At 63.3% G+C, this 12,414-nt stretch carries 13 protein-coding genes; 6 read left to right on the forward strand and 7 right to left on the reverse strand.

Features of this window, described 5'->3' with window-relative positions:
- The first annotated feature begins 37 nt into the window (after positions 1-37).
- Both ychF and ACXJKC_RS04590 read left to right on the forward strand, forming a co-directional pair.
- On the forward strand, positions 38-1,126 hold the full coding sequence (gene ychF / locus ACXJKC_RS04585; RefSeq protein WP_456695497.1) for a redox-regulated ATPase YchF: 1,089 nt from the start codon (positions 38-40) through the stop codon (positions 1,124-1,126).
- A 45-nt stretch (positions 1,127-1,171) separates the two neighbouring features.
- Complete coding sequence (locus ACXJKC_RS04590) at positions 1,172-1,753, forward strand: hypothetical protein (RefSeq protein WP_456695498.1); 582 nt, start codon at positions 1,172-1,174, stop codon at positions 1,751-1,753.
- 306 nt (positions 1,754-2,059) lie between these two features.
- Here ACXJKC_RS04590 and ACXJKC_RS04595 read toward each other — a convergent pair whose 3' ends face one another.
- A complete protein-coding gene (locus tag ACXJKC_RS04595) occupies positions 2,060-2,344 on the reverse strand; it encodes a hypothetical protein (protein ID WP_456695499.1) in 285 nt (94 codons plus the stop codon).
- Positions 2,345-2,583: 239 nt separating this feature from the next.
- On the opposite strand from ACXJKC_RS04595, the gene ACXJKC_RS04600 reads away from it, so the two are divergent.
- The gene (locus tag ACXJKC_RS04600; protein ID WP_456695500.1) at positions 2,584-3,774 is read left to right on the forward strand and encodes a hypothetical protein; all 1,191 of its coding nucleotides are present in this window, start codon (positions 2,584-2,586) and stop codon (positions 3,772-3,774) included.
- A gap of 423 nt (positions 3,775-4,197) precedes the next feature.
- Complete coding sequence (locus ACXJKC_RS04605) at positions 4,198-4,602, forward strand: hypothetical protein (protein ID WP_456695501.1); 405 nt, start codon at positions 4,198-4,200, stop codon at positions 4,600-4,602.
- Between the two features lie 151 nt (positions 4,603-4,753).
- Here ACXJKC_RS04605 and ACXJKC_RS04610 read toward each other — a convergent pair whose 3' ends face one another.
- Both ACXJKC_RS04610 and ACXJKC_RS04615 read right to left on the reverse strand, forming a co-directional pair.
- Entirely contained in the window at positions 4,754-5,734 is a 981-nt protein-coding gene (locus ACXJKC_RS04610) for a hypothetical protein (RefSeq protein ID WP_456695502.1), read from the reverse strand.
- 62 nt (positions 5,735-5,796) lie between these two features.
- Positions 5,797-6,336: a helix-turn-helix domain-containing protein gene (locus ACXJKC_RS04615; protein WP_456695503.1), complete on the reverse strand. Its 540-nt coding sequence runs from the start codon at positions 6,334-6,336 to the stop codon at positions 5,797-5,799.
- Between the two features lie 150 nt (positions 6,337-6,486).
- Between ACXJKC_RS04615 and ACXJKC_RS04620 the strand changes: the two genes are divergently transcribed.
- Entirely contained in the window at positions 6,487-8,415 is a 1,929-nt protein-coding gene (locus tag ACXJKC_RS04620; RefSeq protein WP_456695504.1) for an AAA family ATPase, read from the forward strand.
- 136 nt (positions 8,416-8,551) lie between these two features.
- Here the strand turns inward: ACXJKC_RS04620 and ACXJKC_RS04625 are convergent, their stop codons facing one another.
- From ACXJKC_RS04625 to ACXJKC_RS04635, 3 genes are all read right to left on the reverse strand, one after another.
- On the reverse strand, positions 8,552-9,649 hold the full coding sequence (locus ACXJKC_RS04625) for a tyrosine-type recombinase/integrase (protein WP_456695505.1): 1,098 nt from the start codon (positions 9,647-9,649) through the stop codon (positions 8,552-8,554).
- A 62-nt stretch (positions 9,650-9,711) separates the two neighbouring features.
- Positions 9,712-9,945: a helix-turn-helix transcriptional regulator gene (locus ACXJKC_RS04630; protein WP_456695506.1), complete on the reverse strand. Its 234-nt coding sequence runs from the start codon at positions 9,943-9,945 to the stop codon at positions 9,712-9,714.
- A 188-nt stretch (positions 9,946-10,133) separates the two neighbouring features.
- Positions 10,134-10,331, reverse strand: coding sequence for a hypothetical protein (locus ACXJKC_RS04635; RefSeq protein ID WP_456695507.1), 198 nt, complete (start codon positions 10,329-10,331; stop codon positions 10,134-10,136).
- Positions 10,332-10,429: 98 nt separating this feature from the next.
- Between ACXJKC_RS04635 and ACXJKC_RS04640 the strand changes: the two genes are divergently transcribed.
- Positions 10,430-10,639, forward strand: a complete 210-nt coding sequence (locus tag ACXJKC_RS04640; protein WP_456695508.1) for a nucleotidyltransferase family protein — start codon at positions 10,430-10,432, stop codon at positions 10,637-10,639.
- A gap of 1 nt (position 10,640) precedes the next feature.
- Here the strand turns inward: ACXJKC_RS04640 and ACXJKC_RS04645 are convergent, their stop codons facing one another.
- Positions 10,641-12,383, reverse strand: a complete 1,743-nt coding sequence (locus ACXJKC_RS04645) for an ATP-dependent DNA helicase (protein ID WP_456695509.1) — start codon at positions 12,381-12,383, stop codon at positions 10,641-10,643.
- Positions 12,384-12,414: the final 31 nt, after the last annotated feature.

Below are 12,414 nucleotides of genomic sequence, written 5' to 3' on the forward strand. Positions count from 1 at the left end.
CGGGGCTTGGGGCGGGTAGCCCGTAGGATTGTCGATCGTGGCTCTCAGCATCGGAATCGTAGGACTCCCCAACGCGGGCAAGTCGACCCTCTTCAACGCCCTGACCAAGAACAATGTGCTCGCGGCGAACTACCCGTTCGCGACGATCGAGCCGAATGTCGGTGTCGTCGGCGTTCCTGATTCGCGGCTCGGCAAGCTCGCCGAGATCTTCGGATCCGAGAAGCAGCTGCCCGCGACGGTGCAGTTCGTCGACATCGCCGGAATCGTCCGCGGTGCCTCCGAGGGTGAGGGCATGGGCAATAAGTTCCTGTCGCACATCCGCGAGTCCGATGCGCTGTGCCAGGTCACGCGCGTGTTCCGCGACGAAGACGTCACGCACGTCGACGGCGACGTCAACCCCGCCAACGACATCGAGACCATCTCGATCGAGCTGGCGCTGGCCGACCTGCAGACCATCGACAACGCCTTGCCGCGGCTCGATAAGGAGTCCCGCAAGGACAAGTCGCTCGTCGCGCCGTTCGAAGAGGCCAAGAAGGCCAAGGACGCGCTCGAGGCTGGCACCGGCGTGCTGAAGGCCGGGCTCGACCTCGACCTGCTGCGCGATCTGCACCTCATGACGGCCAAGAAGTTCGTCTACGTCTTCAACTGTGATTCCGACGAGTTGGGCGACGAGGAACTCAAGGGACGCATGCGCGAGATCGTCGCGCCTTCCGAGGCGATCTTCCTGGACGCCAAGTCTGAGGCCGAACTCGTCGAACTGGGCGATGACGAGGACGCCGAGATCATGCGCGCCGAGATGCTCGCCGACATGGGTGTCGAGGAGCCCGGACTGGACGCCCTCGCGCGGGTTGGCTTCGACACGCTGGGCCTGCAGACCTACCTGACGGCTGGCCCCAAAGAGTCGCGCGCCTGGACGATCCCCAAGGGTGCCACGGCACCTCAGGCTGCAGGCGTCATCCACACCGACTTCGAACGTGGCTTCATCAAGGCCGAGATCGTCTCGTTCGACGACCTCGTCGAAGCAGGGTCGATGACTGCTGCCAAGAGTGCCGGCAAGGTCCGCATGGAGGGCAAGGAATACGTGATGGTCGACGGCGACGTGGTGGAGTTTCGGTTCAACGTATGACCCCACGTCTCGACGCCCGCTCCGGCACGTCCTGGAACTCGTAGCGTGCTGGGCCGCGGGAAGCTGGGCGCCGGAAAGGAAGCTTGCTTCCACTACTTCGAGCGCTCCCGCGTTCCGTACGGAGCCCGGTTCGTGCTCCGCGGCACTCCGGCGGACGCCGTCACGATCGGTGTGAGGGAGCTCGTCGCGCAGGGGTTTACGGCACGCGAGGACGACCTCGACGCTCGGCTGCGCCAGATGGGCTCGCCGTGGCGCGCCCACGCCGTAGAGATCGGTACCGCGGACGTGTCGTGGCGCAAGCAGTACCTTCAGGACGTCATCGAGGACACGCCGTTGATCTTCCTCAATCGCTTCCAGCGCAAGATCTCGCCCACGCTCGTGATGGCTGCGGCACAGCATCTGCCGGACGCGACGATCGAGCTGGTCCTCTACCCCCACATATCGCGTAAGGGTGACCCGGAGGGATCGTTCGGAGCCGCAACGCGCCTGCGCGATTCGGTCGAGGCGATCGCCGCTGCCAGCACTGCGAACGGGACCCTCGTGTCGCACGAGAAGCTCATCGGCATCCGCAATGACGGCTCGCCCGCATCGCAGCAGATGGTGCGAGAGCTCCTGGGTTGGCGCTGAGTCTGTCGACGAAGCTGTTCCGACAAGCTGGCGTGGCGGAGTTCCGCTTCAACGTCTGAATCGCCGCGTTTCCGCAGGTCAGACGCCTAAAGAGGGCCAGCGGTCCGCAAACAGTCCGCAAAGTTTTCCGAAGGAGCCGTCCTGATTCGGTCGTTTTCGACGGCAAACCCGCCCCAAATTGGCGTACGACGAAATGCCAATGCGCCGAAATGACGCGCGCTGGCTGGCGGACTCCGCACCGGAAATTTTCGCTTGTTATGTCCGGCAGATGAGTCTCTGCCGAGCCTTGGCGCACTAAGAGGCGGGCTAGATGACTCGCGGATCCCCGTCTTCGTCTGCCACGATGCGCCGCCTTCCCTGCTCGAGGTCATCGAGGAAGATTTCAACTTCGTGAACAATGACCTGATCGACGGGCTTGGGACCCCACACGAACACGTGGTGCTGCTTAAGGTCTTCGTCAAAGGTGTCGGCGGTGAGCCCAACAAACATCTGGTTCGGAGCCACACTGAAATCGAGCGACCAGCCAATAGACGCCCCGATCTCGCGAGCGCGCTGGTTGATGCGGAGGGTGTCCTCGGAGTTCAGTGCCATGATCGACAAGGTGCCACAAGCTGCCGTATTTCGCATCGCGCCGCTTCTCATGGCGCCGACCCGATCGCTAATGCCCTCAGGGGACGTACCAACGACACTTCGACCCCGCCCCAATTGCGCTGAAGGTCGCGCCTAGATGGCGCGAGAGTCCGAGGGCGAGTCCGGCGATTAATCGGGGCAACAACCTGGCGAGCGAGTTCGTCCATCTCGCCTGAGTGTGGCCGGGTATCTTGCCGACCATGCCAGATTTCCTCCCCGAGTATCCCTCTCTCAGCATCGCCGAGAGAGCTATGAAGTCATCCGTGCGCCTGAAGAAATCGCGACGCCATTTTGAGGGGACCAATCCGCTTGCCCCGAAGAATGAGCAGTGGCTCCTCGAGAGCATCGGCCCGGTTGGCGACTTCACCCACGCCTCCACTCGGGATATTCAGTCTTGGCTCGAGGGGTGGCGCATGCCGCACGAAGACTCAGGTGAGGGTGATCTTCACACTTCGGCGTCGGTCTTCGTGGGCGTGGTCGACTCCAGCGGAATGCCAGAGAGTAGCCGTCGCGGTCAGTCCAACCCTTTCGTAGTCATCCCCACCCATTTCGTTCAGATGTGCTCGAAAGTCGCCGATGTCTTCCCGACCTTCTCACTACTTGTTTCAGGTTCGCCCTCGGCCACTCAAGCATGGAACGCGCGAGAGCTGATCTTCGACTACCTGGGTCCTGCGACGCCTGCCGGAACCAAGAATGTTGCCCAAGTCCGCGCCTGTCGCGACGAACTCTTTACCGCACGCACAACAGCTTCTGCGGTCCGGTGGGCCATTGCACATGAGATGGCGCACGTTGTTGCCACCAAGCAACAACGTGCGGATGCATACAACCAAGTCGCTCAGCTATGGCCTGGCATGGCGAAAGAACAATGGGTGCGATTGAGGAATGATTTGGGTGACTACCGGGGCTCCCTTGAGGCCTACAAGAACGAGATTGCTTGTGACCTACTCGCAAACCAGTATGTTCTTGAGTCGGCTTTTGCCGCCGACGACCTGATGACGCAAGTGTCAGGCGCGCTGCTCGCTCTGCAGACCAGCATCTGGGAAGGCTGGCTCCAGGATCGTTCAGCGATCTCGCAGACGCACCCATCGCCGACGTTGAGGTACAAACTTGTCTACTTGGCTTGGCTCAATGCGCTCAGCAATCCTGCGACGTGGATCGGGCGTGAAGCACCGGGGCCTTTAGGTTTGGAAGATTTCGCCATGTGGAACGCGTTTCAACGATGGGTGGGAGGCGAATACGGGGATCATCGTGACGGTGCTCAATGGAACAGCGACATGCACCGCGTCCGAGCAGCCCTGCATGCGCAGGTTCCCACCGTGGCCGCGGAGCAAATCTACGGCCGACTTGGCTCTCGCCTGATCCGCATTCCAGAGGCGTTGTCTCGGGTTTAATGGCAACGATCCGAGTTGTGGCTACAACCTGCTGCAGTGCTCAACTTGTCGGGCATATTCGCGTATTTTCGCGAGGCTCCTTCGCTTCTAAGCGTCTGGTCTGTGGCCGTCCAAGAGATTCACCATCTCGGCCAGTTCGTTCAACTTCTTGTGACACTCGTCTACGATCTCGCAGTACTCCTGCGCGTCGTACCCAGGCTCAGCGCCGTAAATCTTCGGCCCATATTTTTGCCTTCGATAGCTCGCGTCAGAGAACTCTTGAATTAGGCGCTCGTGTACTGCGGGGTCATACTCGGTAGCCGTCATATTGGGAGCCTACTCACGCCAGAGACCCCAGTCGCGGAGGAATGGGGTAGGTCGGGTTGAAACTGAGCGGTGGCGCAGACCCGATGAGCTACTCACGGGGTGTACTACCGTGAAGGCGTGGACCATGACGACACCGAGACCCCCGGCTTACATCCCGTTCTGTTGGCAGGCGGGGCGGCTGTCATTGCTGCCATCGCCATCGCCCTGCGCGGTCGCGGCGCGGGACGGGCGATCGCGGAGACGGCCCCTGTTCTGGCCGAGTCTGCCGGGGCGGCTTCCGAAAGGGTCGCCCAGGAGTTCCAGGCTCTGGGCGACGCCTACAACATGGCCGCGATGGACCAGACCGTCGCCAAAGCTGTGAGTCGCTTCCAGCGGTGGACCCCAGAGGAGTTGGAGGTTTTGCGGGACGCGGGCAAGACCGCACTCGAAAAGGCGCTTGAGTTGGGGCGCACATACAACGGTGTCAGGGCGAAGGCGATCAGGATCGGGGCGATCAGCAAGGCCCCAAATGAGTTCCGCTGAGACCTGGCGAAATACACCAAAAACGCAGACGATCGGGGCGTCGCCACGCGGCGAAATGACGTACTCCCCGCCGCGCCACTGGGTCGGCCAGGTCGGCCGAACCCCCAACCTGCAGGTCCGAATTCCTAGGGATCTGTCCGTCTAGAGCGGCCTATCCGAGGAGATTGCGGTGGACGATATAGAAGGCGGGCCCGTTCGCTGAGTCTTCGAACCTAAATCCAAGGTCCAGAAGCCACGACTCGAGGGTTTCTGCCAGATTGTCCAGCCGCTCTGAAAGCTCACTGGCCGCAATCCGGGTAGTGGCACTTGGTACCTCATCGAGAATTGTGATTAGGGCATCCCAGTTGTCGTCCACGACGGTCTCCCACCCGGGGTCGTTGACGACGGCATCTGGCAGGGACTCTATCGCGCCATTTGATTGGCGGCGTTCCGTTGCAATGACGCCCAGAATCTTCCACAAAGTACCTACGTGGCGGGCCACCCCTTCCATTAGCGCTCGCGCATCCTCGGACTTCTGGTAGCCGTTGTCTACGGTTCGTAGGCTCTCGATGAGGTTGGCCGCGACTTCTGCACAGTCCCAGCCCTCCTCGGTCAGTGAGATCGACTGTGGAACGGCGGCTTCGGCGCGGTATTCGTTGATGATGTCGTGCGCGATTGCCGCGAACCAGCGCTTCGCGAACGGTAGGTGGGCGAAGTCGGCCGAGTCTTCACCTGCCTGTTTCATCACGACATGCTGGGCCTCGTGCGTCGTCGTATGAATCGCGATCTGTCGGAGACTGTCTAGTTCCTCCGATGTTCCTTCCACAGCGAATATGACTGCTTGGAGGATGACGTCGATCGTCCCATCTGTCCGATCCATGGTTTTCCCGCCGACAATGCCCTCGTTGCGTCCGACGTCGTATGCAGCGGCTTCTTCGGCGTTGGACATCCGGTCGCGCACTGACTGGACGAAGTTGCCAGTGATGACCATCCGAACGTGCTGCGGCTCCAGAGCAAGGTCGTGGAGGATGCCTGCGCATGTTGCGATCATGGAATCAGGCGCGATGCTCCCCGACTGGACTCCGAGTTCTTCTGGATCGACGTATTCGAGCGAGAGGATCAGCGTGGACTTCTCAGCATCATTTGCCGGCATCCTGAAACGATATGACAGGGTCATGTTGAACTAGACCGGAACGGGAGCCAGGACCCCGCAATCTACTTCTGGGCGCGAGCGCGGCGCTCGGCCGCGACTTCCGCTCGAATGCGGCGGAATCGCTCCTCAGCCGTCTCAGCATCCTCAAGGTCATCCGCATAGTCGCCCGAGGTCTCTAGCAGGGCTCTGTACTGCACGTCGCGCCGACGGGCGCGATATTCCAACAGATCGTGAAGCTTCACCATCCGGCGCCGCTTGCCCGGGGTGTCTGCTGGTAGCTCGCCAGCGTCTATTAGCTTCACCACCGTTGGCCTACTCACGCCAAGTAGATCGGCTGCCTGCTGGGTTGTGAGGAGTTGGCTTTGGGGTGCGACGGTGACGGCTTTGCCGGCCTCCATGGCCTCTAAAACCTGCAGAAGGACTTGATGAGCCGCGGCCGGCAACTCCACCTGATCATGCTCATCGGCCCCCGCGAGGAAGTAGCGAGGCTCGGGCCGCGCTCCAGCGCGGTCGTCATGCGCCTTGAGGAAACTCAGCACCGAAGATACCTGCTCGTTCGGCTCAGGTAGGTACGTGTGCTGTTCGAGTGGCTGTGTCGTCATTCTGTCCCAACTCCTTCTCTACGAAAGAAACATACGCGCTTTCGTTTCTTTCGTATTCCCGTACAGTGTGTCTTTGTACCTACCACCACTGGTTCGGAGAAGACATCCGTGCGAACGCACCTCTCCGACTGACTCAGAGAGGGTCCGCTCATGCGGCTGATCTCGTTCCACGTTAAGACCTTCCGCAACGTGATCGACTCGACCGAGGTCGCGGTCGACGAGGTGACCTGCCTCGTCGGGAAGAACGAGGCCGGCAAGTCCGCGGTACTCCAGGCACTCCACGCTCTCAACCCCGCCAAGCCGGACCAGCCGCTGACGCTCCTCGACGAGTACCCTCGCTGGCTGAAGAAGGAACACGAGGTCACCGGCGAGATCGAGTCAGCGGTACCGATCACCGCCACCTTCGAGCTCACCGATGACGAGGTGCGCGAGCTCACCGAGCGGTTTGGCGCGCCCGTCCTCAGCTCCTCGCAGTTCACCGCGTCGCGCTCCTACGCCAAGCACAACACGGTCCAGATCCAAGCGTCCATCGACTACAACGCGTTCCTCTCGGCCTTCATCGGCAGTCTGCCGCAGCGCGTGCAGGAGGCTGTCGGATCGAAGCTCACGAACTCCGATGAGCTCATCAAGGCGCTCACGCAGCTCGTCGCTGACCAGGGCAATGAAGACGCTGAGGTCGCGGCGCTTGCAACCGACGCTGGCGAGGCGCTGCAGCGCCTCTGGGTCATCACCGGCGCGGAGAACCGCGGGCTCAAGAGCGCCATCGATATCGCGCTCCGCAAGACGATGCCGCGGACGTTCTACTTCAGCACCTACTCACAGCTGGCTGGCCGCTACAACCTCGAGGAGGTCATCCAGGCTGTCACCGACGGTAGCGAGGACGACTCGATCCAGGCGGCAGCGGACTTCCTCAGGATCGCGCGGGCTGTGCCGGAGTCTATGGACGACGCGGACTACGAGCAGTCGAACTCCGAGCTCGAGGCCACCTCGAGCCTGCTGACCAAGCGGGTGCGGGAACACTGGAAGCAGAACGACCACCTCAAGCTCCGCGTCGCGATCGAGGCCCAGCCGTACACTGTGCAAGGCCACGAGCGGATCAGGCGGTGGCTGCAGTTCCGCGTAGAAGACCAGCGCCACGACTTCAGTAACCGGCTCGACCGCCGGTCGACCGGCTTCCAGTGGTTTGTCTCCTTCCTCGCCTCCTTCCTGGAATTCGAGGCCGACAAGAACCTCATCCTTCTGCTTGACGAGCCCGGCCTATCCCTCCACGCTCGTGCGCAGATGGACCTTCTCGCCGCCATCGAGGGAAAGCTCGCTCGCAACCGGCAGGTCATCTATTCCACGCACTCTCCCTTCATGGTCCGCTCCGAGCACCTCAACCAGGCCCGGGTCGTAGAGGACCGCGGACCTGACGTGGGCACAGTCGTTGACAACGACGCCGGCGCCGTGTCCGACCCCGACACACTGTTCCCGCTCGAGGCGGCTCTGGGCTACGACATCGCCCAGAATCTATTTGTCGGCCGCCGTAATGTGCTCGTCGAGGGAGTCTCCGACTTCATATACCTCACCGCGATCTCCGGCCACCTCACAGCCAACGGCCAGTCGGGCCTCCCCACCGACGGCCGGCTCATCCCCGCTGGTGGCGCGACCAACATCCCAACCTTCCTCGCGCTGCTGGGCACCCACCTCGACGTCGTAGTCCTCATCGACGGCAACACAAGCGACCAGCGCATCCAGAATTCGATTGCCGCAGGCCGGGTAAAGGAAGCCCGGATCCTGTCGATCGCGAACTACTGCACCGTCCCAGACGCCGACATCGAGGACCTCTTCGAGCCCCAGGAGTACCTCGACCTCTACAACGCCACCTACGGCAAGAAGGTCAAGATGACGGTCCTCAAGGGCACTGACCGCATAGTGAAGCGGATCGCGCGAGCCGAGGAAGAGTTCGACCACGGTGAGGTCGCCGCGCACTTCCTTCGCAACCTCGAACCCTCACTCGCCGCGCTCTCGCCAGGAACGCTCGATCGCTTCTCGTCGCTTATCGAGGCGATCTCGGACGCTCTCCCGGACGAAGGCTAATCGGCCGCCGATCGATCGTTGCTCTGGTGGCGTCACTGCTCGTGAATGCCGTCCATCTGGGCGCTATGCCCTACGTCAAAGTGGGCGCTATGACTCATCCTTGGCCCAAGGGTGAGCGGGGTCGCTGTGGCTGATGTCAATGGTCGCCTGTGTTCGGAGGATCGCCTAGCGAAGACTCCATGATCGACTGCGCGGCCGCACGCGTGCGGTCTTCGGCGGTCGGCCACAGGTGGGCGTAGGTGTTGAGAGTCGTGGTGGCCTTGGCGTGGCCGAGCGAGCGTTGGACCGTGACGACGTCGCAGCCGGCGGCGATGAGACCTGAGGCATAGAAGTGGCGTAGGTCGTGGAGCTTGATGCCGTTTAGTCCGGCGGCTTGCAGGGCCTTGCGCCACCAGTAGCCGACCGTGTTTTGGTGCGGTGGTTCACAGTCTTCGCCGAACAGCCACTGCTCATTGCCGACCGTGCCGAGGTCGGCCACGTGCTGCGCCAGGAGATCGATCAAGCTATCGGCGAGGTGCACGACCCGCTCCGACCCATACTTCGGAGCTCGGACGTCTATGGCGCCGCCGGTGACGCGTTGCACCTGTCGAGTGACGTTCAGTGTCTTCCGGACGAAGTTCACGTCAGTGAGTTGGACGGCGGCAGCTTCACCGAGGCGTAGCCCGGCGAACGCGCACAGCGCGATGAACGTTCGTGCCTGCTCCTCTGCGACGGCCATGAGCAGGCCGACTTCATCCGGGGTCGGAATCGACATTGCTGCGTCAGCTCGCCGGCGTCGAGGCAGACGAACAGTGTCGGTGGGGTCCATCCCGATGACGCGATCCCTGACGGCGGCGCGGAACACCGATCGCACGTTGACGTACCGGGTCTTGATCGTGCCGGGTGCCAGCCCTGCGGCGTCCATCGACTTGATCCACACCTCGACGTCCGAGCGACGAATCTGGCGCATCGGCCTGTCGCTGAACGGGACGGAGCGGGCTGCGAGTGACATCGCCACGACCGTGCCCGGCGCCCAGATCTGACGCGCCGACCACTCGCCGTAGAACGCGGCGAACGTGATCTGTCCCGCCTTCGGGTCGGCGTATGTCCCGGTGACGACGGACGCGGTGACCTGGTCCAGCCAGAACTGGGCGTCGACCTTGCGGTCGAAGTGTCGGGTACGTTCCTGGCCTGTCTCGTCGCGATAGCGCGCTCGCCATTTCCCATTCGGGCGTCGCGCGATGCTTCCAGCCATCACAGGCTCCTTTCCGGCGTAGTGCTCGGATGGTCCGCCAGATCACTGGCGAAGCGCACTGCTCAATCGTCGATCTGTGGATGACGGGACTGTTCGTCGAGCCAGTGGACAACGTCGCTGCGCCAGTAGCGGACCGATCGTCCAATGCGGAAACCGTGCGGTCCTGTGCCGAGGTGTCGCCAGTAGCGCAGCGTCGCTTCCGGGACGCGGACCAGGGCAGCGACCTCCTTCAACGTCATCAACTCGTCGTTGGCATGGGGGAGTTCGCGGTGCACGGAAACTGGTGTGGCGCTCATAGTGGTTCTCCTTGATCTGGGCCGGTTGGCCATGACTCTCGTTGGCTTTCAAACTGGGCGAGAGATGTCACGGGTTTTGTTCCCCCGAGCTCGAATTCCGAGGGGGAACGTTGGGGAGCGAGCTGTGTTCTCGCAGGTCAGGGGAACGTTCCCCCGAAAGTTGCGGATTCTTCGGAGGTCGGAGGACTTCAGAGCCAGATTGAGCGCGATAAGGTTTCCTTATGACTCTGCTGGCCGAGTATCGCGATGCGCGCCGCGACGAGGATCTCGCGCGGCTGCGTCGTGTCATGGCGTTGCGCGCCATGGTCGCCACGGCTACGAGTCAGCGCCAGGTCGCCGATGCGTTGGGCATCTCGCAGCCTGCTGTGAGTCAGCAGCTTCGACATGCGCCTGACCTCGATGGCGCCCATCCGGGGAACTGCTCAAGGCAGCGGCGCCCGTCCTCACGACGCTGGCAGCGGAGCGAGGTTACGAACGCCTGGCGATGTTCGGCTCGGTCGCGCGTGGAGAGGCTCGTCAGGACTCCGACATAGACCTCATCGTGGAAGCGCCGGCCGGTACGTCGTCGTTCGAGTTCGTCAGGTTCAAGCAGCTGATCGAGCAGGTCCTCGGCCGTGAGGTTGACCTGATCTCATACGGGGGACTGACGCCGACGAAGGACGACGACATCCGGCGCGATGCGGTGCTGCTGTGAGTCAGAAGCCGATGCCCGGGCCGGACCCGGGACCGCGGGACATGGTGGGAGCGGGTTCGGGTCGTCGATGTGTTCCGCGTGCTGCTTGGTCACGCTCGGCGAGGCGCTTAGGATCGAGGTATGGCTCGTACTTGGCGGCTTCTTCGGCGGCGAGTCGGCCGGCGTGCGCGGGGCCAAGGTCGGCACGGTTGCGGGCGAATGTGAGGAGCCATTGCTGGCGACCATCGTCGAGGTTCTCGGCGACGAGGTGTGCAGTGTTGGCGTCTCGGCCGCGGGTCATGGCGACGTAGGCCGATGCTGCGCCGGTGTGTTCGCCCAGCACCAGGTGGGCAGTGCGCGTGGTTTCGCCCTGGGCGCCGTAGACGGTTGAGGCGTAGGCGAGCTCGACGTTCTGGCGCGCATATCCAACGGGGATCTCGCGAGCGCCCACCTTCCCCATGAGATGGACGGTGCCGTCGTCACGCAACGCGGTGACGGTCCAGGTGTCGCGGTTGGCCACGCCGAACTCGGATGCGTTGCGCCGGGTCGCCACCCGGTCGCCGACCCCGATCCGCTCGCCGTCGTGGGTGACGAGTGCGCGGGAGTCGTCGACCTGCCCAAAGGTGACGAGGCGTTCGCGGACTGCTTGGTTGAGGTCGGCTACTTGCTCGCGGGTGTCAGCGACGACGAGCGCGCCTGTGGTTGCCGCGTCATCGGCGAGCGCAGCGGTGCGCGATGCTTCGTCGGCGTACAGGACGACCTGACCGCGCTGCACGAGCTGGTCGAACACTGCCTCTGGCTGCTCGCCGGAACGCATGGCGAGGCTGAGTGCCGCGTAGTCGGGGTCGGCGAACCTGTGAACGCCGTCCAACGTCACGCTCGCGTCTGGATCGACCCACCGCGCCGCAAGATCGAGCACGCCGCCGCGTCCGACGGCAGGCAGCTGGTGACGGTCGCCGACCAGGGCGAGCCGTGCGCCGGTCTCGTCAGCGATGACCGTCAGCGCTCGAGCCGTGTCCTGATCGAGCATCCCTGCCTCGTCGATCAGCAGGAGGTCGCCACGACGCAGGCGAGCATCGTCGGACGGGATCGAGGGCTTGCGACTCCAGCGACCGTCGTCGTCCCACGAGAAGCCGTGCTGATGGGCAAGCCACGCTGCGGAGTACGCCCGGGATCCGACCTCCGCTGCGGCTACGTGTGCCGCCTTCAGAGTCGGCGTGACAACCATCATTCGCTCGCCGGCATGAGTGATGGCGGCCCCGGCGGCCGCGAGAGTCGCCGTCTTGCCGGCGCCAGCCGCCCCCTCGATCACGACGAGCCGGTAGGTCCCGGCCAGACGGGCAACTGCTTGCGTCTGCGCTTCATCGAGGTTCCCGGCGTCGACCGGCTCAGGCAAGCCCGGCAGCGAGGCCCGTGAAGCAAAGGATCCGCTCAGGTCGGCCTCCACGGCGAGCACGTCGCGGGAGGTGAGGGACCGGATGTGTTCGGGTACGCCATCATCCTCGAGCAGCAACACACTTGCAGCGACAGCTCGCGCGGTCACGTCCTCGGCCAGCTCGATCCGCACGGCAGGGTCAGCGACGACCCCCTCGCTGGAGATGAGCTGCTCGACCAAGCCGCGCGCGTCTGCGGCGTTCCACGCCGATCGCTTCGTGCCGAGTCGCGACAGGACCGTGGCGACGGCTTCGTCACGGTCGAGTGCACCCGTACGCGTCGCGGGCAGTCGCGCTGAGCGTGTGGGGGAGCGGAACCCGAGCTGGTGCAACTCATCGACCCACCGGTCAGTCAGCGTCGCG

It is taken from the genome of Aeromicrobium sp. P5_D10 (assembly GCF_054049535.1).